We start from the raw sequence: 22,707 nt of genomic DNA, 5'->3' as shown, positions 1-22,707 counted from the left end.
GGCAGCGACACGTGCGCACTGTCGGAGTGGAAGAAGAACTCCTCCTGGTCGATCCCGTGACCGGGGAGCCGCGCGCGCTGTCCGCCGCGGTCCTCGCCCGGGCCGCCCAGGACGGCACGGGCGAGGAGAACCTGGAGAAGGAGCTGCAGGACCAGCAGCTGGAATTCGCCACGCACCCGCAGGCCGACATGACGGAACTCGGCGCGGAGATCGTCCGCTGCCGGAACGAGGCGGGACGGCTCGCCGGGGACATCGGGGCCGCCGTGGTGGCGCTGGCCACCTCGCCGCTGCCCACCAGTCCCGCCATCGGCATGAACAGCAGGTACCAGTGGATGGCCCGGGAGTTCGGGCTCTCCGCGCAGGAGCAGCTCACGTGCGGCTGCCACGTGCACGTGGCGGTCGACTCGGACGAGGAGGGGGTCGCGGTCCTGGACCGCATCCGGCCCTGGCTGTCCGTGCTGACCGCGCTGAGCGGCAACTCCCCGTTCTGGCAGGGCAAGGACAGCCAGTACAGCAGCTACCGCAGCCGGGTCTGGGGGCGCTGGCCGATGTCGGGCCCCACCGACCTCTTCGGCACGCCCGAGGCGTACCACCGCCGGGTCGCCGACATGGTCGCCACGGGCACGGTCCTGGACGAGGGGATGGTCTACTTCGACGCCCGGATCGCCGCGCGCTATCCCACCGTCGAGATCCGGGTCTCCGACGTCTGCCTGGACGCGTCGACCACCGTGCTCGTCGCCACCCTGGTCCGCGGTCTCGTCGAGACGGCGGCCCGCGAGTGGCGCGCGGGGCGGGAGCCGGTGGACCACAACGTGGGACTGCTGCGCCTCGCCTCGTGGCGCGCGGCCCGCTCGGGTCTGGAGGGCGACCTGCTGCACCCGCTCACCATGGAGCCGCGGCCCGCCGAGGAGGTCGTCCACGCGCTCCTGGACCACGTCGGGGACGCGCTCACCGACACCGGCGACCTGGACCGGGCGCAGAAGACGGCCGCCGAGCTGCTGCGGCACGGCAACGGCGCCCGGGCGCAGCGCGAGCTGCTGGAGCGCACCGGCAGCCTGGGCGCCGTCGTGACGGAGTGCGTGCGCCGCACCCAGGGCTGACACCGCGCGACGGCGGGACCCGCGCGGGACGGTGTGACAGCGGGTCCCGCGCGCGACGGCGCGGCAGTGGGTCCCGTGCGGGCGGTGCGACAGCGGGTCCGGACATGTGACGGTGGCGCCGCGCGGACGGCGGCGGGACCACGCGTACGGCGGACGGTGGGGCCGCACCAGGCCGGGTGCGGCCCCACCGTCGACGGGGGCCGGGGTCAGGACGCCGACGCGCCCACGGTGGTGTGGAAGGCCAGCTTGCCGTCCTCCACGTCGACCCGGATCCGGCTGCCGGCGCCGATGCCGCCGTCGAGCAGCATCTTCGACAGCGGGTTGTCCACCTCGCGCTGGATGGTGCGGCGCAGCGGACGGGCCCCGTACTCGGGCTGGTAGCCGCGCCGGGCCAGCCAGTCCACGGCCTCGGAGGTGAACTCGACGGTGATGTCCTGGGCGTGCAGCCGGCGCCGCGTCTCCTCCAGCATCAGGTCGGTGACCCGGTCCAGCTGCTCCTCGGAGAGCCGGCGGAAGATGACGATCTCGTCGATGCGGTTGAGGAACTCCGGCCGGAAGTGCTGGCGCAGCGGCCGCAGCACCTGCTCGCGCCGCGCCTCCTCGTCGGCCTCGGAGCCGCCCGCCCGGAAGCCCAGCGACGCGCCGCGCCCGGTGATCGCCTCGGAGCCGAGGTTGCTGGTCATCACGATGACGGTGTTGGTGAAGTTCACCGTCCGCCCCTGGGAGTCGGTGAGCCGGCCGTCGTCCAGCACCTGCAGCAGGACGTTGAACACGTCCGGGTGGGCCTTCTCCACCTCGTCGAGCAGCAGCAGGCTGTACGGGTGGCGCCGGACCGCCTCGGTGAGCTGGCCGGCCTCCTCGTGGCCCACGTAGCCGGGCGGGGCGCCGACGAGCCGGCTGACGGTGTGCCGCTCCTGGAACTCGCTCATGTCCAGGCGCACCATGCGGTCCTCGCTGCCGAACAGGGACTCCGCGAGCGCCCTGGCCAGCTCCGTCTTGCCGACGCCGGTCGGCCCGAGGAAGAGGAAGCTGCCGATCGGGCGGTCGGGGCTGGACAGCCCGGCGCGCGAGCGCAGCACCGCCTCGGCCACCGCGGTGACGGCCTCGTCCTGTCCGACGACCCGCCGGTGCAGGTGCTCCTCCAGGCCGAGCAGGCGCTCCCGCTCCTCCTGGGTCAGGCTGCTGACGGGGATGCCGGTCTGCCGGGACACGATCTCGGCGATGTCCTCGGCCGTGACCTCGACGATGTGCCCGTCGCCCGGCGCACGGTCCTCCTGGGCGGCCTCGATCCGCCGGGTGAGCTCGTTGATCCGGTCCCGCAGCTCGGTGGCCCGCTCGTACTGCTCGGCGGCCACCGCCTGGTCCTTGTCGCGGGTGAGCCGCTCCGCCTCGCGCTCCAGCGCCCGTACGTCCGTGCCCTTGGTCCGGGCGCGCAGCCGCACCCGCGCGCCCGCCTGGTCCATCAGGTCGATGGCCTTGTCGGGCAGGTAGCGGTCGGTGAGGTAGCGGTCGGACAGCTCCACGGCGGCCAGCAGCGCCTCGTCGGCGTAGCGGACCTGGTGGTGCGCCTCGTAGCGGTCGCTCAGGCCGCGCAGGATCTCCACCGCGTCGGACGGCGTCGGCTCGGCCACGAGGATCGGCTGGAAGCGCCGGGCCAGCGCCGCGTCCTTCTCGATGTGACGCCGGTACTCCTCCAGCGTGGTGGCGCCGATGACATGCAGCTCGCCGCGGGCCAGCGCGGGCTTGAGCATGTTGCCCGCGTCCATCGAGCCGCCCTCGGAACCGCCGCCGGCCCCGACCACGGTGTGCAGCTCGTCGATGAACACGACCAGCTCGTCGGAGTGTGCGCGGACCTCCTCGATGATGCCGTTGAGGCGCTCCTCGAAGTCGCCCCGGAAGCGGGTGCCCGCCACGACGCCCGACAGGTCGAGCGAGACGACGCGACGGTTGCACAGCGTCTCCGGCACGTCGCCGTCGGCGATCCGCTGCGCCAGGCCCTCGACGATCGCGGTCTTGCCGACGCCCGCGTCGCCGATGAGCACGGGGTTGTTCTTGCCCCGCCGCGACAGCACCTCGACGGTCTGCTCGATCTCCTCCTCGCGGCCGATCACCGGGTCCACGCGGCCCTCCTGGGCCAGCGCGGTCAGGTCCCGTCCGAACCGGTCCAGGTTCGGTGTGCCGCTCCCGCCGGACTGCGGCCGGCCGGGCTGGCGCTGCTCGGGCCCGTGCCCGTGCCCGTGCGCGCCGCCGCCCGGGGCGCCGGACTGCGGCGCGGCGCCCGGATCGAACCGGGCCGCGTTGAGGATGTGCCCGGCGGCCGAGTCCGGATTGGCGGCCATGGCCATGACGATGTGCTCGGGGCCGATGTACCCGGCGCCCATGGCCCGGGCCACCTCGTGCGCCTCCAGCAGGGCCCGCTTGACGGCCGGGGTCACCGACAGCGACTGGGTGGCCGTCGAGGGGTCGGACTCGCCCGAGTGCCGGTCGATCTCGGCGGCGATCTGGTCGGGGTCGACGCCCGCCCGGGAGACCAGCTCGCGGGTCTGCTCCATGGTCAGCGCGGCCCGCAGCAGGTGCTCGGTGTCGAGGTCGCTCCTGTGGTGCTCCGCGGCGTAGGAGGCGGCGGCCGCGACCAGCTGCCGGGCGGGCCCGCTCATGAGCCTGCTGATGTCTATCTGCCGTCGGCCGCTGCCGAGGAACCGGGCGATGAGATCCCCGAAGGGGTCCTTCCCGAAGCCCTCGGATCCTGTGAAACCGCTGCTCATGACCGTCCATTCCGACGCCCCGGCCGACCGGGCGGCGCCGGCGGCCGACTGGAACGCACTGTTTCGCTAGACATAGGTGCCCATTACGCGTGCCCGACAGGGGAGGGTTTATACGCGGATGCCCCGGTCGTCCACCGCATGGCCCGAAGATCCGTACGCACTCCGCGCACGCTCACCGGACGGCCTGCGGACGGCCTGCGGACAGTCTCCGGACGGCCTCCGGGCAGTCTCCGGACGGCCCGCGGGGGCGGACGGCGGCTCCCGTCCGTCCCGCGGCGCCGTCCGGAGGGCGCGGGCGCCCCGCGCCACCCGTCTGCGCCGTCCGCTCCCGCAGGCCGCCCGCGCCGCCCGGGCGAGGCCCGGAGCGGGCGGGCGGTGGCGTGCCCGGACGGCGACTCGCCGGGGCGGCGGGGCGCCGGACGCGCCGTGAGGCCGGCTCCGGCCGTCCGGGCTCCGTCCGGGCTCCGATCGTCCGGGCCCCGGCCGTCCGGGCCGTGAGGTCAGAACCGGTCGTCCGGGCCGCCGACCGGGGGGAGCCGGTCGTCGTCCACGACGTGCACCGCGGCCTCCTCGGCGCTCGCCGCGCCGCCGTCGATGCCCTCGTCCTCGGCGATCGCCTCCTTGACCCGGTCCGGGTGGGCGCCCTCGTCGGGGGCCTTCAGCCGCCCGGCGCGCTCCTCCCCGGCCTCCGGGTCGATCGGCTCGCCCTCGCCGCCGGGCAGGTCGCCGATGCCGTTGCCCTCCGGCACGAGCGGCGGCTCGGGCTCCTCCTGGCGCAGCCGCTGGTCGAGGGTCTCGCCCTCGTGCTGCTCGGCCGCCGTGGTGCCGTACTTGGTGACGCCCAGCGGCTTCTCGGGCGGCGAGTACCCCATGTCGAGCTGCTCGTCGTAGGTGGGCTCGTCGAGCGCGTCCTGGAGGTCCAGCGGGGAGGCGTCCTCCTGCTGCTCGTTGTCTCCCGTGGGCTGGTAGGCGTCGTCCGCCATGGGGTCGTCACTCATGAGTACCTCGCACTTCGATGGCCTCGGATGTCGTACGGCGGGCCCGTCGTCGCGCACGAGCCGCACCGGTGTATCGCAGTGCCCGGGATGTACCGCGCCAAACGCCGCGGTCACCTCCGCGGCCCCCGTCTTCGCACGTCACGGCGGGTGCGGAGCACCGGTTGGCACGGCCGGGCGCGATGGCGCGGACGGCCGGCGGGCATGGGGGCGGCCGCGGCGGGAACGGGAGGAGGCGGGAGGGCGGGCGCGGCGTGCGCGGTACCGGGCGGGCGTGGCGGAAGCAGCGTGCCGCACGGCGGGGGAGGCGCGTCGGAGGACGGAGGGAGCGAGGCGTGGCGCGGGGGGCGGCCGGTCCCCTGTTCCGGCCGCCCGTCCCGCGCGCACGGGCTCCTCGGGCGGACCGGCGGTGCCGGCTCTCGCCCGGTGTCCCGGCCGGGGAGGCGGAGGGGCGGACGGCTCGCCGAAGCCGCGGGGCCGTCCGGTCCGCTTCCGGCCGCGCCCGGTGCGGAAGACGCGACCTGCCGGTGCGACTCCGCCTGTACGGGCCGGGGACGCACCGAAACTACGTGTTCGTTCCGGCCATTGGGTACCGCGTCCGTGCCCAACCCGGGCACAGGTGAGGCTCACCTGTGCACAGTCGCGTCCGATGTGACCGGCTCAGACCCCTTTGAACCCGGGTACGGCCAGGTCACCGGCCACCATCAGGGCCAGGACGACGTCGTGCAGATCGCCGCCCCCGGCCGACAGCCGCCGCTCCAGCAGCTGCTCACCGCTGCGGACGTGCTCGCGGACGGTCTGCGCGTGCAGCCCGAGGCGCCGGCCGGCCTGCTCGGCGTTGACCCCGCAGGCGACCCACGCGCACAGCGTCGCGCGCAGGTCCCGGGCGTCGGCGGCGAGCCGGTCGAGCAGGTCGTGCGCCCAGGCCCGCAGCTCGGTACCGGCCAGCAGCTCGGCGAAGCCCACGGGCGGACCGGCCGCGGCGGCGTCGTCCGCGGGGCGGCCGATCCGGTCGGGGCTGTACGCCTGGGTGTTCAGGGCGAGCCGGACCGCGGTCCGGGCCCGCAGGTCGGACAGGTCCGCCGACAGGAGCTCGGCCATGCGGTCCACCCGCGCCCGGACGGTGTTGCGGCTCACACCCATGACCTTGGCGGTCTTCACGGCGGTGAACTCCAGCGCCAGCTGCGTGGTCGACAGCAGCTCGGCGTACGTGTGGGGCGGCAGCGCGTCCAGGGGGAGCAGGACGTGCGCGGCCCAGCGCCGGACCAGGACCGGGTCCATCAGCCGCTCCGGACGGGTGCGCTCGGAGTACGTCGCGGCCCGGTCCGGGTGGAAGCGGGCGACGGCCAGCGCGCTGGCCGCCTGGCCGTAGGCCGTGGCGACCCGGGCGAGGTCGTGCCGGACGCTGCCGCCCAGGAAGGCTCCCGGCTGCCCGGCGACCACGGTCCGCAGCGCGGCGCGGGCCGCCTCGTCGTGCTCCCCGGCCGGCGTCACGGTGATCACGTGGTTGTCCTCGGCCGGGCAGCGCACCACCAGCGCGCGCCCCGTCGTCAGCTCCACGCACTGCTCGGCGAGCACGTCGCGGTGGCCGGGCGGCCCCTCCAGGATGTAGACGCAGGCGCCGTCGGTGTCGAGCAGCCCCGGCCAGAGCCCGGCGGCGACGCGGCGCGCGGAGACCGTGTCCTCCACCATCAGCAGCTGCAGGATCGCCAGCCTGAGGTCGGCGGTCGCCCGCCGCAGGCGCCGGGTCTCCCGCGCCATCTCGTGCTCCTGCAGCAGCATCTCCAGCACCCAGGCCGTGTGGGCGAGGATCTCGCCCGCCCGCTGGTCGAAGGGCTCGGAGCGCCAGACGATCAGCACCCGGGGGGACGGCGGGCGGCCCACCGCGACCAGGCGCACCGAGCGGCCCCCGTGCTCCACGGAGGCCGAGGCGATGCGGCCCGAGGCGATGTCGGACGCCAGTTCCTCGTGGCCGGGCAGGTCCGGGCCCGCGACGAGGCCGCCGTCGCCGTCGCGCAGCGAGGCGCCGCCGCCGAGGGCGGAGCCCAGCCAGGCGACCACCCGGCGCACGTCCCGCGACGCCGGGCGCAGATGGGCGAGCAGCTCCCGCGGCCAGGGGCCGGGGGGGTCGGGGGCCGGACGCACGCCCGGGCGCCGCCCTGCGTCCGCGTACGGCGGCCGTACGTCACTGCCGGAACCGGTCGACACTCGTCTCATCTGGTGCGGTCACCCTGGCCTTTCCCTGCCCCGGTGGTCCCTCACCGCGGCCGCTCCGTCGCGGGCCCGGCCCCCGCTGCGCGTACGGGAGGACCGGGCCCGGGGTCACGCCTGCGCGTCGGCCCGCTCGCCGCGCTCCGCGTCCCTCTTCTTGATGCGGGCCGCCTCCTTGCGCACCTCCGCCTGGGTGGCGCGCTCGCGCTCCAGCCACTCGGGACGCTCCGCCTTCAGCGCCTCGATCTGCTCCGTGGTGAGCGGCTCGGTCACTCCGCCGCGCGCCAGACCCGAGATGGACACACCGAGCTTGGCCGCCACCACCGGGCGGGGGTGCGGGCCGTCGCGCCGCAGCTCCCGCAGCCACTGCGGCGGATCGGTCTGCAGAGCGTTCAGCTCGGCGCGCGAGACGACACCCTCCCGGAACTCGGCGGGGGTGGCCTCGAGGTACACACCCAGCTTCTTCGCCGCGGTCGCGGGCTTCATCGTCTGGGTGGTCTGGTGCGACGTCATGCCGTCCAGGGTAACGAGCGCGGACGGGGCCGCCGACCACGGCCGGTAACCTGGCGGGGTGACAGCCTCGGAGGATTCCCCCACGTTCCGCCTCGCCTACGTGCCCGGAGTGACACCCGGGAAATGGGTGCGCGTCTGGAACGAACGGTTCCCCGACGTCCCGCTGGAGCTCCTGCAGGTGCCGTCCACCGAGGCGCAGGGCGTGCTGCGCGACCGGGGCGCCGACGCGGGCCTGCTGCGGCTGCCGGTGGACGGCACCGACCTCAGCGCGATCCCGCTCTACACCGAGACGACGGTGGTCGTGGCCCCCAAGGACCACCTCGTGGCGGCGGCCGACGAGGTGACCACCGGGGACCTGGCCGACGACATCGTGCTGCACCCCCTCGACGACACCCTCGGCTGGGAGCGCCCGCCGGGGCGGCCCGCGTTCGAGCGCCCCGCCACGACGGCCGACGCGATCGAGCTGGTGGCGGCCGGCATCGGCCTGCTCGTCGTCCCGCAGTCCCTCGCCCGGCTGCACCACCGCAAGGACCTGACCTACCGCCCGGTCACGGACGCCCCCCAGTCGCGCGTCGCCCTGTCGTGGCCGGAGGACGCGACCACGGACGCGGTCGACGACTTCATCGGCATCGTCCGCGGGCGCACGGTGAACAGCACGCGGGGGCGGTCGGCGGCCGCGGACAAGGCGAAGAGGGCCGAGCGTCCGGAGCGGAGTGGTGCCCGTCCGAAGCAGGGCGGCTCCGGCGGCAGGTCCGGCGGCGCGAAGCCGGCCGGTGGCAGGCGGACCGGCGGCAAGCCGGCCGCCGGGAGCGCGCGCGGCGGCTCCGGCGGCTCCAAGGGCGGCGGCAAGGGCTCGCCCAAGGGCGGTGGCGCCAGGCGGGGGCGGCCGCGCGGGCGGTCGTAGCGGGGGCTCTGGGGAACGGGGACCGTACGGAGCGAGGGCTTCGCGGAGGGACCGTGTGCCCGGCCGGGGAGCGGAGAGGCCCGGAGTCCGGCCGGGGGAACGGAGGAGGGCCGGGCCCCGGCCGGGGGCGGGGCCGCGCCCGCCTCAGGCGGCCGGTTCACCGAAGGCGGTCCGCGACCACGGCGCCGGGCCGGTGCCGTCGCTCCAGGCCCGCAGGTCGTCGCGGTCGAAGCAGAGGATGCCGCACCGCTCGGCGTACTCCAGGGCGGGCTCCGTGAAGTAGCTGGTGGTCACGACGGCGGCGACATGGGCCTCGTGCACCGTGAAACAGGTGCCGCCGAAGCGCTGCAGGTCCTGTGAACCCACCTTGTTGCCGTCGCCGTAGCGCTTGCACTGGACGACCGTGCGCCGCCCGTCCGGCGCGGTCGCCAGCACGTCGGCGCCCAGGTCGCCGGCGCCGCCGACCACCTCGACGTCCGCGCACCCGTCGCGCTCGCACAGCCCGGCTACCGCCCGCTCGAACTCGTCCGGGTCCAGCAGGTCGTAGGCGAGGACGGTGTCCACGGTCTCGTACACCGGAGGTTCGGCCGCTTCGCCGGCCTCGGCGGCCCCGGAGTCCGGCGGGACGGTGGTCCCGGCCGTCGCCGGGTCGGTCCGGGTCGTGTCGGCCGGCACCGCGTCCGGTGCCCCGGCGGGCGCCGCGGGCGCGGTGTACGCGGCCGTGGGGTCCGCCGGGGTGAGGGGCACGGTCCGGTCCGTCGCGCCCGGGGCCCCCGTCGTGCCCGGTGCGTCCGGTGTCCTCACCGTGCCCGGCGCGCCGGGCACGTGGGCGAGCGCGTCGGCGACCGGGGCCGCGGCGGCCGGGGCGGGGGTGACGTCCAGCTGGTGCACGGCCGTCTCGGTCGCCTCGTCCAGCGCGGCGGCCGCCCTGCGCGCGAGCCGGGCCGCGGAGAAGCGCCGCCTGCCGCGCCGCACCGTGAAGACGGCCGACACGCCGACGAGGCAGACGGCGGCCGCCAGCACGGGCCGCCGTTCGAAGACGCCGGCGGCCGTGCGGACCGCGAACCCCAGCAGGACGAGGACGACGGCGAGGAGGCCGAAGAACAGGGCCGTCGACCGGAGGTCGAAGGACCGCCCGCGTCCGGCTCTCGGTATGCGGCTGCGTGGTGCGGTCATCGTGGTCGACCCCCTGCGGCTCGGTGTGATGATCACTCAGATGACTTCCCAGGATCGGCAGTCTGATGTGCCGGGGGGAGGGGAGCGGTCCTGAGCGGGGGGTGAAACCAACGGTGTCACAACGGTGTCGGGAAACGGCGGGGCGGCGCGCGACCCCGCGCCGCGTCACGTGCGACGCGGCGCGGGGACGGTGCGGCACGGGGCCGGGTGCGGCACCGGACCGGCGTGGTGCGGAGCCGGTGTGCGGGACGGGTCTTCGCGGCACCGGCCCGTGCGGTGTCAGGCGGTTCCCAGGGCCTCGCGCAGGACGTGGACGGCCTGTTCGACGGCCGCCGTCGTGGCCCGGGTGCCGCGGAGGGGGTTGAGCATCATGAAGTCGTGGAGGGTGCCGTTGTAGCGGATGCTGGTGGTGGGCACGCCGGCCTCGGTGAGCTTGCGGGCGTACGCCTCGCCCTCGTCGCGCAGGACGTCGTTCTCGTCGACGACGACGAAGGCCGGCGGCAGACCGGCGAGGTCGTCGAGCGTGGCGCGCAGCGGGCTCGCGGTGATCTCGGCGCGCTGCCCGGCGTCGGTGGTGTAGGAGTCCCAGAACCAGGCCATGGCCGCGGCGGTCAGGTACGGCCCGTCGGCGAAGCGCCGGTAGCTGTCGGTGTCCTGGGCGGCGTCGGTGACCGGGTAGTACAGCGACTGGTGGACGAAGGCCACGTCACCGCGGTGCTTGGCCATGAGGGCCAGCGCGGCGGCCATGTTGCCGCCGACCGAGTCGCCGGCCACGGCGAGCCGCGCGGCGTCCAGGCCCTCCCCGGCGCCGTCACGGGTGATCCACCGCGCGGTCGCGTAGGCCTGCTCGACGGCGACCGGGTAGCGGGCCTCGGGGGAGCGGTCGTACTCGACGAACGCCACCGCGGCCCCGGCGCCGACGGCGAGCTCCCGCACCAGGCGGTCGTGGGTGCCCGCGTTGCCGAGGACCCAGCCGCCGCCGTGCACGTACAGGACGACGGGCAGCGGCGAGCCGGCGCCCACGGGTTTGACGATGCGCACCCGGACGTCGCCCGCCTCGGCGGGCACGGTGATCCACTTCTCGTCGACGTCGGGCTTCCCGACCGGTCCCGCCTGGAGGTCGTCCAGGACCTTGCGGGCGCCCTCGGGGCCCAGTTCGTACAGGAAGGGCGGGTGCGAGGTCGCGTCCGCGATCTCCTGGGCGGCGGGTTCCAGAACCGGTTCACTCATGGCTGCATCCCTTGTGTGTGCGCACACCCCTTGTGCGGTCGGTGCTGTCGTACCGCGCCGCCGTGCGGCACGGAACAGCCTTCTCCGACACGGTCCGCCGGGCGGCCGCGCGCCCGGCGGACCGTCGCCGAGCTGCGCCCGCGGTGCGGGGAAGGGGCGCCGGGCGGGAGGAGGCGCACGGACGGGGTGGCCGCTTTGCGGCGTCCGCGCCGTGCCGCAGGCCGGTCGACGCGGGGGCGCGCGCCGCTCGTACCGCCCGGCGGACCGGTCACCGCGGGGACGCGCGCCGCGGGGACGCGTGCCGCTCGGACCGTCCCGGCGCCTGACACGGTGTGATGAACTGCCTTCGCCGCGCGACGCCTTCGGCGGGACCGGCGGCCCGCCCACGGTCCGTGGGGTCCTTCACGACGCGCGAGACGCCCCATGGCCCGCGGGGTTCCCATGGCCTGCGGGGCTCCAGGCGTGTACGACATGACATGGGGCGCTCGGTGTGTGCCGGGCGCCCTGCGGGACCGTCTCACATCATGTGGGCGGGCCCGGGCGGCACAACACCACGATTTCCTGGCACGCTTGACCCCGAAGGACTGAAAACGCAGGTGGCGGCCGTCACGGCGGCGCCGTCCGCGCGTTGGACCGCACGAAGCCGCGAGAAAGGAACGGACGGACCGAGTTCACGGCACCACGGTCGGCACCGGCTTCCCACTGTGCAGCACCGACAAGGGTGTGCAACGCTGCCGTGCAGTGCTTTCTTACCGATCCCACCTGTACTGATCCGCTGTGTCCGCCGGGCCGGACGCGCATCCGAACACAACACTGGGTGTTCGGGGGCGACGAACTCCGCGCACCGACGGTGCGGCAGGAAGGCTGGAAATGAGAGGGAACATGAGCCCCGTGACCCAGGCCGCGCAGAACATCGAGGTCACCGCGGAGAGCCTCCAGGAGGAACTGCACCGCCTGGAAGCCCAACGCCAGTCGCTGGAGCGGGAGTTGGCGGCCGTCGTGGCCCATCTCGGCTCCGTGCGGAAGGCTCTCGACGCACTCCAGGGCCTCATCGCCGTCGGGCCGGGGCCCGCGTCGGTGGCGGCGGCGGTGACGGCGGGCACGTCGGACGCGCCGGAGCAGGCGCCGACGTCCGTCCCGGTCCCCGCCCAGGTGCCGCACACGGAGGCCGGCGACGCACCGTCCGCGCAGCAGCCCGCTTCCCGCCGCTCCACGCGCAAGCAGGAGACGGGCGGGGAGGGGACCGCCGAACCGGCGGCGGACCAGCAGGCGGCGGGCGGGAGCGCCGCACAGCGCGCCGGACGCCGCGGGACCGCAGAGAAGGCCGCGCAGCAGGCCGTGCAGCAGGGTGCGGGCGAAGCCGCGGGCGCGACGGCGGCCAAGCCCGCGCAGAAGAAGGCCGCGAAGGCGACGGGGAAGGCGGCCGGGAAGACGAACGAGGGGAAGGCCGAGGGGAAGGCCGGGAAGAAGGTGCGGCAGAGGCCCTCCGCGCCGTCGAAGGCCACGGAGGGGCGGACCCGGCCGAGGGGACGCGCGCGGACCCAGGAGCAGGCCGGGGCCAAGGAGCAGGGCACGTACGGGCGGTTGACGGAGCAGATCCTCGACCACTTCGCCACGTTGGGCGACACCGACGTCCGGGCCCGTGACATCGCCGCGGTGCTCGGCCGTGACACCGACGCGGGCAGCATCAACGCCGTCCGCAGCACGCTCGACCGGCTCGTCGGCACCTCCCGCATCCAGCGCACCGGCCGCGGGCTGTACCGGGCCAAGGCCGAGTAGGCGCAAGGTCCGTCGAGGTCGGGGACGCGGCCGCCACCGGCCGCGCCCGACGTCCCGCGTCCCGGCGAGCACACCCGCGCCCGGCACACGTACCCGCACCCGGTGTTCCGTGTCCCGGTGCGTCCGCATCCGCACCCGTACCGCCCGCCCGCGGACGGGGCGGCCCGCCCCGGGCCGCAGGAAGAATCACCACCGTGTCATGTGTTGTACGGGCGTACACGGATGTTGTACGGGCGTACACGGACTGCGGACGACGGTGGGAGCCGGGTGGAGATGAGCGACAGGCCGCTGAAGAAGCTGGGGTTCCTCACGATCGGGCTGTTCGACGAGGACGATCCGGGCCGGGGGCACGAGTCCACCCTGCGCCTGATCGAACTGGGCGAGCGCCTCGGCTACGACAGCGCCTGGCTGCGCCACCGCCACCTGCAGTACGGCATCTCCTCGCCGGTGGCGGTCCTCGCGGCGGCCACCCAGCGCACCGGCCGCATCGAGCTGGGCACCGCCGTCACCCCGCTGGGCTGGGAGAACCCGCTGCGCCTGGCGGAGGACTGGGCGACCGTCGACGTGCTGTCCCGCGGCCGCCTCAACCCCGGCGTGAGCGTCGGCCCGCCGCTGCACTACGACCGGGTCAAGGACGCGCTCTACCCGGACACCGCCGACGCGGAGGACTTCGGCTACGAGCGGGTGCGGCGGCTCCTCGACCACGTCGAGGGCAGGCCCGTCACCGACTTCCGCGGCACGGAGGGCATCGAGACCTACTCGGACCGTGTGCAGCCGCACGCCCCGGGCCTGCGCGCCCGCATGTGGTACGGCGGCGGCAGCCTGCGCTCGGCCCGCTGGGCCGGCGAGAACGCCATGAACTTCCTCACCAGCAGTGTGGTCAAGGCCGAGGAGCCCGGGCAGGCGGCGGACTTCGCCGCCGTCCAGCTCTCCCACATCCGCGCCTTCCGCGCGGCCCACCCCGAGGGGGAGGACGCCCGTGTCTCCCAGGGGCTCGTGGTGATCCCCACCGACTCCGCCACGGCCGCCCAGCGCGCCAGGTACGAGGAGTACGCCGCGAGCCGGCTGCCCCGCACCCGGCAGCCGCAGGGGCCGGCCCGGATGCTGTTCGCCCCGGACCTCGTCGGACCCTGTGAGGAGATCGCCGAACGCCTCCGCGCCCACGCGGCGTTCCGCGAGGTGGAGGAGGTGGCGTTCGCCCTGCCCTTCACCTTCGGGCACGAGGACTACGAGCAGATCCTCACCGACATCGCCGAGCGGCTCGGACCCGCGCTCGGCTGGAAGGCGCCCACCGGCTGACGCGCCGGACCGCCGGGCCCGCCGGTCCCGCCCGGCCCGCCGGGCTCTCCTCGGGCCCGCCGGACTTCCCCCGGGCCCGTCAGGTCCGCCTCCGGTCGCGGTGGGCGCGGGGCGAGTTCCCGGTGACCCGCTTGAAGGCGGTGCTGAGGGCGCTCTCCGAGCCGTAGCCCACGGCGCGGGCGACGGCGGCGACGGTGTCGGAGCCCTGCCGCAGCCGCCGCGAGGCCAGCTCGATGCGCCCCCGTGTGAGGCAGTCCAGCGGCGCCTGACCCACCGTCCGCCGGAAGCGCGCGGCGAGCGTGGACCGCGACACACCGCTGACCGCGGCCAGCTCCGCCACGGTCCACGGGTGCGCCGGGCGGCCGTGCAGGGCGGCCAGGGCCGGGGCCGCCACGGGGTCGGCGAGCCCGACCAGCCAGCCCGCGGCGCCGTTCGTCCCGTCCGCGAGGTGCAGGCGCAGCACGTGGACCAGCATGACCACGGCCAGGTGCTCGGCCACGAGCGTCGAGGCCGCGGGCCGGTGCTGCAGCTCCCGGCCGATCTCCGCCAGGGCCCATCCCACGGTCTCCGCGTGGCGGGTGCCCGCGGGCACGTGGATCACCGGGGGCAGCGCGTCGAGCAGCAGCGCCCGTGCCCGGTCGCCGAAGGAGAACCGGCCGCCGATCAGCAGCACGTCGTCGCCGTCCCCGACGCGGGCGACACCGTCCGGGGCCGCGGCGAAGACCGGACCGGCGGCCACCGGCTCCGGCGCGGCCGCCGGTGCGTCCCCCGAGGCGTCCTCCGGTGCGCTGCGCAGGACGAAGGGCCGGGCCCGGGTGAGCAGGAAGCAGTCGCCGGTGCCCAGCGCGAGCGGCGGCCCCGCGCCCTCGACCTCCAGAAGACACCGTCCGCGCCGGACGGCGTTGAACTTCACGTCCACCGGAGGGTCGAACCGCAGCGCCCACGCGCCGCCCGCCACGAGGCTCGTGGAGAGGTGGCCCCTGGTGTCGAGCAGGGCGAGCACGTCCTCCAGCGGATCGGTCCGGTCCATGGCGCCTCTCTCCGTGTCTGGACGATGGCGAAAGTTTCTCGGAGCTTGTGTTATTCAGACTACGGAAAGCGCTCGGTAGCGTCGTGGACGTACCGATCACAGCGTGAGCAGGAGAAGGACCCACCGTGTCCGAGCACACCCGTACCACCACACCCTTCCGCTCCCACGCCACGGCCGCCGAGGTCGTCGCCGGGGCGGACCTCACCGGGCGCCGCGCCGTGGTGACCGGCGGCGCCTCCGGCATCGGGACCGAGACGGTCCGGGCGCTGGCGTCGGCCGGCGCGGACGTCACCGTCGCCACCCGCGCGCCGCCGCACCCGTCGTGCGCGACCTGGCCGCCGCCGCGGGCGCAGGCTCGGTGGACGTACGCGCCCTGGACCTGTCCGACCTGGCCTCCGTCGCGGCCTTCGCCCGCGCCTGGGAGCACCCCCTCGACATCCTCGTCGCCAACGCCGGGGTCATGGCCCTGCCCAGCCGCCGGACCAGCGCCGAGGGCTGGGAGATGCACCTGGCCGTCAACCACCTCGGCCACTTCGCCCTGGCCTCGGCGCTGCACGGCGCGCTGCGCGCCGCCGGGTCCGCCCGCCTCGTCGTCGTCAGCTCGGGCGCCCACCGCGACGCCCCCTTCGACTTCGACGACCCGCACTTCGAGCGGCGCCCGTACGACCGCTGGGCGGCCTACGCCCGGTCCAAGACCGCCGACGTGCTGTTCGCCGTGGGCGCCGCCCGCCGCTGGGCGGCGGACGGCGTCACCGCCAACGCCCTCAACCCGGGCTGGATCACCACCAACCTCCAGCGGCACCTCGACGACGACACCCTGCGGGCGATGGGGGCGATCGACGACAACGGCGACATCGTCCGGCAGCCGTATTGCAAGAGCGCCCCGCAGGGGGCCGCGGCCTCCGCGCTCCTGGCGGCGTCGCCGCTGCTGGACGGCGTGACCGGCCGCTACTTCGAGGACAACCAGGAAGCCCCGGTCGTCCGGCCCGGCGCGGACCGGCCGGGCGGTGTCGCCGCCCACGCCCTCGACCCGGAGGCAGCGGACCGCCTGTGGGACCTCGCGGACGCGGCGGTGCGCAAGGGCCACGGCGGCTGACGGGCCGACGGCGTGCCGTACGACGCGCTCCCGGTGACACCGGTCTCGGGGCGGCCCGGTGTCACTCGAAGTCGCACCCCGGGTTCGGGGCGTCCCGCGACAGCGGTGCGCCGTGCGGGAGGACGTAGAGGACCTTCAGCACCACGGGGTCCGCCCCCAGGTTGCGGCCGATGTGCACGTGGCCGGCCCCGGACGGCTCCTCCAGGGTGCTGCCGGCCGGGTGGACGCCGTCGGAGGCGCACGTGGTGTCGAAGTGGCTGAGCGTGCCCCGCGCGACGTACCCGTACAGGGGGCCGTCGTGGTAGTGCCAGCCGGTGCCCTCGCCGGGCGGAACGGTGATCTCGCGGAGTATGTAGTCGGTGCCGCCGTGCGTGGTGTGGGCGATGACTCTGCCGGTGACGCCGGGACCGCTCGGGGTGGCGTGGGCCGCGCCCGCGGCCGTCGACAGGCCGACGGTCACGGCGGCGGTCACGGCGGCGGCGAGGCCCGCACGGGTGGCAGTGCGCATGGAGTCGTCCCTCTCTCGCGTGTGAACAGTGGGTCGCGCGTCCCCGGTGGCGGCCCGGGAGGCGGGCCGTGCCGAGGGGACAGTGCGTACCGTAGGTCGGCGAGGTGGGCCGTGCCGATGGTCAGGAGAGGGTGGATCGCTCCCCAACTCCCTTTCTCACTAACGGAGTTGAGGATTCCAGGGGCTTCGGTGCCGGACCGCGGCGTGCGGACGGGCGGCCGCCGCCCGTCGCGGCGACCGCCCGTCGGCGCGGCGCGGGGCCGCGCGGCGTGTGCGGCCGGCGGAGCCGCCGGCTCTCGCCGGGCCGGCGGCCCGGCCCCTTCAGGGCAGGCAGCCGACGTGCGCGAGGGCCTGCTTGAGCAGGACGCCCTGGCCTCCCGGCATGTCGTTCTGGACGACGGCCGACGCCGCCTCCTGCGGGCTGAACCAGACGAGGTCCAGCGCGTCCTGGCGGGGCCGGCAGTCGCCGGTCACCGGGACGATGTAGGCGAGGGACACCGCGTGCTGGCGCGGGTCGTGGAACGGTGTGATCCCCTGCGTCGGGAAGTACTCCGCGACGGTGAAGGGCTGCAGGGAGGCGGGGACCCGGGGGAGCGCCACCGGTCCGAGGTCCTTCTCCAGGTGCCGCAGCAGGGCGTCGCGGACCCGCTCGTGGTGCAGCACCCGGCCGGAGACGAGGGTGCGGCTGACCGTGCCGTCCGGCCCGATGCGCAGCAGCAGTCCGACCTGTGTCACTTCGCCGGTGTCGTCCACCCGCACGGGCACTGCTTCGACGTACAGGATCGGCATACGGGCGCGGGCCATCTCGAGTTCCTCGGGGGCCAGCCAGCCGGGTGCGGTATCGGTCGTGTCAGACATTGGGTGATCGTACTTTCCGGCATGGGGAACGGCCAGCAGACACCGCCGAAGGAACCGGCGTGAGGCTGCGCACGGACCCGCCCGGCGGGAACCGTCGAGCGGGAATGTCCGTTTGGTTACGGTGTGCGGCTTGTTCGCCGGTCGGGGCCGGACGCCGCGGCGACGGCGTCCGCCCCCGACCGGTGGCGGTACGGCCGGTTACTTCAGGGCGTCGGCGAACAGCGGGACGACCTTGTCGAGCGCGTAGCCGATGGACAGCACGGAGTTGGTGGCGAACGCCTGGCTGATGTCGGAGTCGTCGAAGACGACGTCGTGTCCGTCCTTCACGGCCGGCACCGCCTTGTACAGCGCGTCGTCGCTGATCTTCGAGGCCGCGATGCCGATCGGCGCCATCACCACCAGGTCCGCGTCGAGCATCTGCAGGTTCTCCTCCGAGACCGTCACGGAGAAGCCCTCGCCGGCCTCCGCCTCGACCTTCGGGTTGTTCTCGAAGCCGAGCCGCTCGACGAAGTCCACCCGGTCCGTGCCGTGCACGTAGGCGCCCCAGCCGACGGAGGTGCGCGACCCGAGCGTGATCGTCCTGTCCTTGAACTCCGGGTGCTCCTCGGCCGCGGCCCCGAACTCCTTCTCGGTCTCGGCGATGAGCTCGTCGCCCTCGTCGGCCAGGCCGAGGGCCTGGGCGACCATGGTGGTCTGCTTCTTCCAGCCGGTCTTGTACTGGTCGCCGCCCTTCGGCACGCCGATGGTCGGGGCGATCTTGCTGAGGGTGTCGTAGCGGTTCTGGTCGCCGCTGGACTTGACGTCGAGGATCAGGTCCGGCCTGAGCGCCGCGATCTTCTCGTACTCGGGCTCCAGCGTGCCGATCTTCTCGGGGCTCCTGTCGTACCTGCCCTCGGCCCAGGGGCCGACGCCGTCGCCGCCGAAGGCGAGCCAGTCGCTCTGGCCCACCGGCTGCACGCCGAGGGCCAGCGCGGTCTCGGCGTCGCCCCAGCCGAGCGCGACCACGCGCTCGGGCCGCTCGTCCACGGTCACGGTGCCGAACTTCGTGGCGACCTTCGCCGGGAACGCCCCGGACGACGCCGTGCTCTTGGAGGAGGAGGCCGGCGCGCTGTCGTCGTCGGAGGAGCCGCAGCCGGCCGCGGCGCCCGCGAGGGTGAGGGCGAACAGGCCGGTGAGCAGGCGGGAGGCGAGGCGGCGTCTGCCGGGGAGGTGCGAGGACATGGGAACTCTTTCCGTGTGCGCTTACTGCGGGGCGGGGCTGGTGACGTGGTGCCGGCCGAGCGGCACCACCATCGGGGTGCCGGACGCGGGGTCGGGGACGACGGTGTTGCGCAGCCCGAACACGTCGTGGACCAGGGACTCGGTCACGACGTCGGACGGTGCGCCCTCGGCGACGACGCGGCCGGCCTTCATGGCGATCAGGTGGTCGGCGTAGCGGCAGGCCAGGTTGAGGTCGTGCAGGACCACGGCGAGGGTGACGCCGCGCTTCCGGTTGAGGTCGGTCAGCAGGTCGAGGACGTCCAGCTGGTGGCTGATGTCGAGGTAGGTGGTGGGCTCGTCCAGGAGCAGGACGTCGGTCTCCTGCGCGAGGGCCATGGCGATCCACACGCGCTGGCGCTGCCCGCCGGAGAGCTCGTCGACGGACCGGCCGGCGAGGTCGAGGACGTCGGTGGCGAGCATCGCCGCGCCGACGGCCTCGCTGTCGGCCGCGGTCCACCTGCGGAACCAGCCCTGGTGCGGGTAGCGGCCGCGGCCGACGAGGTCGGCGACGGTGATGCCGTCGGGCGCCACGGGCGTCTGCGGCAGCACGCCGAGACGGGCGGCGACCTCCTTGGTGGACGTGTGGTGGATGTCGCGGCCGTCGAGCAGGACCGTGCCCGCCGTCGGGGTCAGCAGCCGCGCCATGGCGCGCAGCAGCGTCGACTTGCCGCAGGCGTTGGGGCCGACGACGACGGTGAAGCGGCCCGGCGGCAGCTCGACGTCCAGGCCGGAGATGATCTCGCGCTCCCCGTAGCCGAGGCCGAGGCCGCGGGCCTGGAGGGTGTGCTGGGACGTCACCGTCGTCTCCTTGTCGGACCCGGCCTGCGCGGCCGGGGTGGTGGTGGAAGGGGTGCGGGGCACGTCAGCCGCCCCGGCCCACACGGTTGGCGCGGGCGAGCAGCCACAGCAGGTACGGCGCTCCGACGATGCTCGTGACCACGCCCACGGGGAGCTGGGTGTGCGGCAGGAGGTGCTGGGCGACGAAGTCGGCCAGGCAGACCAGCGCCGCGCCGGTCAGGGCGGAGGGCACCAGGGCGGCGCCGTGCCCGGGCAGCAGCCGCCGGGCGACGGGCGGGCAGACGAAGGCGACGAAGCCGATGGGACCCGCGGCCGCCGTCCCCACCCCCACCAGGGCGGTGGCGCAGGCCAGCAGGGCGAGGCGGCTGCGCTCGACCCGGGCGCCGAGCCCGGCGGCCGCCTCGTCGCCGAGCTGGAGCGCGCCGAGGCCGCGGGAGGCCGCCAGGGTGAGCGGCAGCAGGACGGCGACGCAGCCGAGCAGGGGCCACAGCTGGGTCCAGGAGCGGCCGTTGAGGCTGCCGGTCAGCCACAGGAACGCGTTCTGCGCCTCGGTGACCTCGGCCCGGGTCATCAGGTAGGAGCGCAGGCTGACCAGTCCGGTGCCGACACCGATGCCGATGAGCACGAACCGGCCGACCCCGCCCCGCCACGCCAGCAGGTAGATGAGGGTGCCCGCGGCGAGCGCGCCCACCAGGGCGCCGCCGGACAGGGCGAGGCCGCTGAGGCCGAACGCCATCGAGGACAGGACGGCGGCGGCGCCGGCCCCGGAGGTGACGCCGATGACGTCGGGGCTGGCCAGGGGGTTGCGCAGCAGGGCCTGGAAGACGGCTCCCGACAGGCCGAAGCAGCAGCCGACGACGAGGGCCAGCAGGGCGCGGGGCAGCCGCAGTTCGTGGACGACGAACCGGCTCCCCGGGTCGCCGCCGCCGGTGAGGACGGCCCACACGTCGGGCAGCGGTACGTCGATGTCGCCGACCGCGAGGGACAGCAGCAGCGCGGCCAGCGCGACGAGCGCCAGGCCCAGGCAGACCGCGGCGAAGCGGATCCGCCGGCCGCGGTGCAGCCGCTCGACGCGCGCGACGGCGTCCCGGGGCGCGGTGCCCGCGACGGCGGCCTCCACGGTGGTGGTCCCGGTGCCGGTCACAGTTCCACCTGCCCGCGCCGACGGACCAGCAGGATGAACGGCACGCAGCCCACCGCGGCGGTGACGACGCCCACCTGGACCTCGCCGGGCGGGGCCACGACGCGGCCGAGGACGTCGGCGGCCAGCAGGAACGTCGGTGCGAGGACCGCGCTGTAGGGCAGGATCCAGCGGTAGTCGGGTCCGGTGAACATCCGCACCGCGTGCGGCACCGCGAGGCCGACGAAGCCGATGGGCCCGGCGATCGCGGTCGCCGCCCCGCACAGCAGGACGACGCCGCCGGCTCCCAGGAGCCGGGCGACGGAGACCCGCTGGCCGAGGCCGCGGGCCAGGTCGTCGCCGAGGGCCAGGCCGTTGAGCCGCGGCCCCATGCACAGGGCCAGGACGCCGCCCGCGACGATGAAGGGCAGCGCCTGGAGGAGGACGTCGAGGTCGCGGCCGTCCAGGGCGCCGACCTGCCAGAACCGGTACTGGTCGTAGGTCCTGCCGTCGGTGAGGAGCATGGTGTCCGTCAGCGAGATCAGCAGCGCGGTGGCGGCGGCTCCGGCGAGGGCGAGCTTGACGGGCGTGGCGCCCTCGCGCCCCAGGCTCGCCACCCCGTAGACGAGTCCGGCCGCCAGGCAGGCGCCGAGGAAGCCGAACCAGATGTACTGCTCGGGCTCGGTCAGGGACAGCACGCTCATGGCGAAGACGACGGTGACGGCCGCGCCCGCGTTGATGCCGAGCAGGCCGGGGTCGGCGAGCGGGTTGCGGGTGACGCCCTGCATCACGGTGCCGGCCAGTCCGAGGGCCGCGCCGGCCAGCAGGCCGGCCAGCGTGCGCGGGATCCGCACCTCCTGGACGACGAGCTGGCCGCGCACGGAGCGGTCCGGGTCGAACACGCCGTGGACGACGTCGCGCAGCGGCACGTCGCCCGAGCCGACGGCCAGGCTGAGCGCGACGGCGGCCAGCAGTGCCACCGCCAGCAGGAAGAGGCCGGTGGTGAGGGCCTTGGCGCCGTGGCGCCGCCCGGTCTGCGCCCGCTCCCGCCCGGCCGGCCCGGGGGCGGCGACGGCGGTGCTCACGGGCGTCCGGCGCGCCGGGGGGCGCGGGCCGGCCGGGGACGGGGGACAGGGCGCATGTGCTGGTTCCTTGGGTGGGTGCGCGAGGGCGGCCGACATCGCCGGAGCGGACGCATCCGGTTGCTTAGGTAAGGCGAACCTAACATCAGATAAGGTGCTACATGCAATCAGCGGTGTGCGGCGCGGAGCAGCCCGGTCGCCCTCCGCCCGTCACACCTCCGTCCGGCGCGCCGGACGCCTCGACCCCGGGAGCCGGCTTGCCTGACACCATCGACGCGACCGCGGACCGGCCGGCCACCGCCCCCGCCGACGGCTACGTGGAGCTTCGCTCGCACGGCCGGCTGCGCGAGCTGATGGGGGAGCCGTACCGCATCGTCATCGACAAGGTGCACGCCGAGCTGACCGACGACGACCGGGACATCCTGGCCCGCTCGCCCTTCTGCCTGCTGGCCACCTCCGACGCCCTCGGCAACTGCGACGTCTCGCCGCGCGGCGACGGCCCCGGCTTCACGCACGTCGTCGACGACGGCACCATCGCGCTGCCGGACCGGCCCGGCAACCGGCGGGCGGACAGCTTCCACAACATCCTGGAGAACCCGCACGCGGGCCTGCTCTACCTGATCCCGGGAGGCAAGGAGGTCCTGCGCGTCAACGGCCGCGCCCGCATCCTGACGGACGCCCCGTTCTTCGACGCGATGACCGCCCCGGACGGCAGGCGCCCCCAGCTCGCCCTCCTGCTGGAGATCGACGAGATCTACCTCCACTGCCCCGCGTCCCTGCGCCGCTCGGCCCTCTGGGACCCGCAGTCGTGGCCCGGACAGGACGGCCGCGGGCGCGGCTGACGACGTCCTGCGGAGCCCGCCCGGCGGCCACCGCACCCGCGCGTGCGCTTCGACCGCTTCCGGGAGGCCTTCCCCGACCGGCGGCCCCTCCACGGCATCGACGACGGCATCGGGGAGTCCGTCCGCTACCACCCGTTCGCC

The 22,707-nt window shown here is 75.1% G+C and carries 18 protein-coding genes and 1 pseudogene; 6 read left to right on the top strand and 13 right to left on the bottom strand.

Annotated elements, in window-relative coordinates; genetic code table 11:
• Positions 1-11 precede the first annotated feature (11 nt).
• Positions 12-1,100, top strand: a complete 1,089-nt coding sequence (locus IE271_RS24845; protein WP_190192643.1) for a glutamate--cysteine ligase 2 — start codon at positions 12-14, stop codon at positions 1,098-1,100.
• A 206-nt stretch (positions 1,101-1,306) separates the two neighbouring features.
• Here the strand turns inward: IE271_RS24845 and IE271_RS24840 are convergent, their stop codons facing one another.
• The 4 genes from IE271_RS24840 to IE271_RS24825 all read right to left on the bottom strand — a co-directional run bounded on the left by IE271_RS24840 (position 1,307) and on the right by IE271_RS24825 (position 7,584).
• Complete coding sequence (locus IE271_RS24840) at positions 1,307-3,865, bottom strand: ATP-dependent Clp protease ATP-binding subunit (RefSeq protein ID WP_190192642.1); 2,559 nt, start codon at positions 3,863-3,865, stop codon at positions 1,307-1,309.
• Positions 3,866-4,365: 500 nt separating this feature from the next.
• A complete protein-coding gene (locus IE271_RS24835) occupies positions 4,366-4,863 on the bottom strand; it encodes a DUF5709 domain-containing protein (RefSeq protein WP_190192641.1) in 498 nt (165 codons plus the stop codon).
• 657 nt (positions 4,864-5,520) lie between these two features.
• Positions 5,521-7,077, bottom strand: coding sequence for a helix-turn-helix domain-containing protein (locus IE271_RS24830; protein WP_190192640.1), 1,557 nt, complete (start codon positions 7,075-7,077; stop codon positions 5,521-5,523).
• A 105-nt stretch (positions 7,078-7,182) separates the two neighbouring features.
• The gene (locus IE271_RS24825; RefSeq protein ID WP_190192639.1) at positions 7,183-7,584 is read right to left on the bottom strand and encodes a DUF5997 family protein; all 402 of its coding nucleotides are present in this window, start codon (positions 7,582-7,584) and stop codon (positions 7,183-7,185) included.
• Positions 7,585-7,642: 58 nt separating this feature from the next.
• Between IE271_RS24825 and IE271_RS24820 the strand changes: the two genes are divergently transcribed.
• Positions 7,643-8,488, top strand: a complete 846-nt coding sequence (locus IE271_RS24820) for a LysR family transcriptional regulator substrate-binding protein (protein ID WP_190192638.1) — start codon at positions 7,643-7,645, stop codon at positions 8,486-8,488.
• A gap of 144 nt (positions 8,489-8,632) precedes the next feature.
• Here IE271_RS24820 and IE271_RS24815 read toward each other — a convergent pair whose 3' ends face one another.
• Positions 8,633-9,664 (bottom strand): restriction endonuclease, encoded by a 1,032-nt coding sequence (locus IE271_RS24815; RefSeq protein ID WP_190192637.1) that lies wholly within the window; start codon positions 9,662-9,664, stop codon positions 8,633-8,635.
• Positions 9,665-9,943: 279 nt separating this feature from the next.
• Positions 9,944-10,894: an alpha/beta hydrolase gene (locus IE271_RS24810; protein ID WP_190192636.1), complete on the bottom strand. Its 951-nt coding sequence runs from the start codon at positions 10,892-10,894 to the stop codon at positions 9,944-9,946.
• 882 nt (positions 10,895-11,776) lie between these two features.
• Here IE271_RS24810 and IE271_RS44005 point away from each other — a divergent pair.
• Positions 11,777-12,673 (top strand): hypothetical protein, encoded by an 897-nt coding sequence (locus IE271_RS44005; protein WP_373308828.1) that lies wholly within the window; start codon positions 11,777-11,779, stop codon positions 12,671-12,673.
• Positions 12,674-12,946: 273 nt separating this feature from the next.
• Complete coding sequence (locus IE271_RS24800; RefSeq protein ID WP_373308827.1) at positions 12,947-13,972, top strand: LLM class flavin-dependent oxidoreductase; 1,026 nt, start codon at positions 12,947-12,949, stop codon at positions 13,970-13,972.
• 79 nt (positions 13,973-14,051) lie between these two features.
• Here IE271_RS24800 and IE271_RS24795 read toward each other — a convergent pair whose 3' ends face one another.
• A complete protein-coding gene (locus IE271_RS24795) occupies positions 14,052-15,002 on the bottom strand; it encodes an AraC family transcriptional regulator (RefSeq protein ID WP_190192634.1) in 951 nt (316 codons plus the stop codon).
• A gap of 125 nt (positions 15,003-15,127) precedes the next feature.
• On the opposite strand from IE271_RS24795, the pseudogene IE271_RS24790 reads away from it, so the two are divergent.
• A pseudogene (locus IE271_RS24790) lies at positions 15,128-16,098 on the top strand (SDR family NAD(P)-dependent oxidoreductase).
• Positions 16,099-16,159: 61 nt separating this feature from the next.
• Here IE271_RS24790 and IE271_RS24785 read toward each other — a convergent pair.
• The 6 genes from IE271_RS24785 to IE271_RS24760 all read right to left on the bottom strand — a co-directional run bounded on the left by IE271_RS24785 (position 16,160) and on the right by IE271_RS24760 (position 21,727).
• Positions 16,160-16,606: a cupin domain-containing protein gene (locus tag IE271_RS24785; RefSeq protein ID WP_190192633.1), complete on the bottom strand. Its 447-nt coding sequence runs from the start codon at positions 16,604-16,606 to the stop codon at positions 16,160-16,162.
• Positions 16,607-16,927: 321 nt separating this feature from the next.
• A complete protein-coding gene (locus IE271_RS24780; RefSeq protein WP_190192632.1) occupies positions 16,928-17,464 on the bottom strand; it encodes an NUDIX hydrolase family protein in 537 nt (178 codons plus the stop codon).
• Between the two features lie 198 nt (positions 17,465-17,662).
• Positions 17,663-18,685: an iron-siderophore ABC transporter substrate-binding protein gene (locus IE271_RS24775; RefSeq protein WP_190192631.1), complete on the bottom strand. Its 1,023-nt coding sequence runs from the start codon at positions 18,683-18,685 to the stop codon at positions 17,663-17,665.
• Between the two features lie 21 nt (positions 18,686-18,706).
• Positions 18,707-19,522 (bottom strand): ABC transporter ATP-binding protein, encoded by an 816-nt coding sequence (locus IE271_RS24770; RefSeq protein WP_190192659.1) that lies wholly within the window; start codon positions 19,520-19,522, stop codon positions 18,707-18,709.
• 64 nt (positions 19,523-19,586) lie between these two features.
• A complete protein-coding gene (locus tag IE271_RS24765; protein WP_373308826.1) occupies positions 19,587-20,666 on the bottom strand; it encodes a FecCD family ABC transporter permease in 1,080 nt (359 codons plus the stop codon).
• Positions 20,663-21,727 carry a FecCD family ABC transporter permease gene (locus IE271_RS24760; protein WP_190192630.1) on the bottom strand — a complete coding sequence of 355 codons (1,065 nt, stop codon included), beginning with the start codon at positions 21,725-21,727 and terminating at the stop codon, positions 20,663-20,665. The genes IE271_RS24765 and IE271_RS24760 overlap by 4 nt, the downstream gene beginning before the upstream one ends.
• Before the next feature lie 254 nt (positions 21,728-21,981).
• Between IE271_RS24760 and IE271_RS24755 the strand changes: the two genes are divergently transcribed.
• A complete protein-coding gene (locus tag IE271_RS24755) occupies positions 21,982-22,566 on the top strand; it encodes an MSMEG_1061 family FMN-dependent PPOX-type flavoprotein (protein WP_373308825.1) in 585 nt (194 codons plus the stop codon).
• Positions 22,567-22,707: the final 141 nt, after the last annotated feature.

The sequence above is a fragment of the Streptomyces minutiscleroticus genome (assembly GCF_014650875.1).
Taxonomy (GTDB): Bacteria; Actinomycetota; Actinomycetes; order Streptomycetales; family Streptomycetaceae; genus Streptomyces; species Streptomyces minutiscleroticus.
The sequence above is the reverse complement of the archived record's forward strand: the minus strand, read 5'-3'. Positions and strand labels throughout refer to the sequence as shown.

Coding starts and splice junctions, on each gene's coding strand:
- IE271_RS24795 (WP_190192634.1), bottom strand. CDS start 15,002: ATGGACCGGACCGATCCGCTGGAGGACGTGCTCGCCCTGCTCGACACC.
- IE271_RS24825 (WP_190192639.1), bottom strand. CDS start 7,584: ATGACGTCGCACCAGACCACCCAGACGATGAAGCCCGCGACCGCGGCG.
- IE271_RS44005 (WP_373308828.1), top strand. CDS start 11,777: ATGAGCCCCGTGACCCAGGCCGCGCAGAACATCGAGGTCACCGCGGAG.
- IE271_RS24775 (WP_190192631.1), bottom strand. CDS start 18,685: ATGTCCTCGCACCTCCCCGGCAGACGCCGCCTCGCCTCCCGCCTGCTC.
- IE271_RS24800 (WP_373308827.1), top strand. CDS start 12,947: ATGAGCGACAGGCCGCTGAAGAAGCTGGGGTTCCTCACGATCGGGCTG.
- IE271_RS24835 (WP_190192641.1), bottom strand. CDS start 4,863: ATGAGTGACGACCCCATGGCGGACGACGCCTACCAGCCCACGGGAGAC.
- IE271_RS24780 (WP_190192632.1), bottom strand. CDS start 17,464: ATGTCTGACACGACCGATACCGCACCCGGCTGGCTGGCCCCCGAGGAA.
- IE271_RS24810 (WP_190192636.1), bottom strand. CDS start 10,894: ATGAGTGAACCGGTTCTGGAACCCGCCGCCCAGGAGATCGCGGACGCG.
- IE271_RS24785 (WP_190192633.1), bottom strand. CDS start 16,606: ATGCGCACTGCCACCCGTGCGGGCCTCGCCGCCGCCGTGACCGCCGCC.
- IE271_RS24830 (WP_190192640.1), bottom strand. CDS start 7,077: ATGAGACGAGTGTCGACCGGTTCCGGCAGTGACGTACGGCCGCCGTAC.
- IE271_RS24840 (WP_190192642.1), bottom strand. CDS start 3,865: ATGAGCAGCGGTTTCACAGGATCCGAGGGCTTCGGGAAGGACCCCTTC.
- IE271_RS24815 (WP_190192637.1), bottom strand. CDS start 9,664: ATGACCGCACCACGCAGCCGCATACCGAGAGCCGGACGCGGGCGGTCC.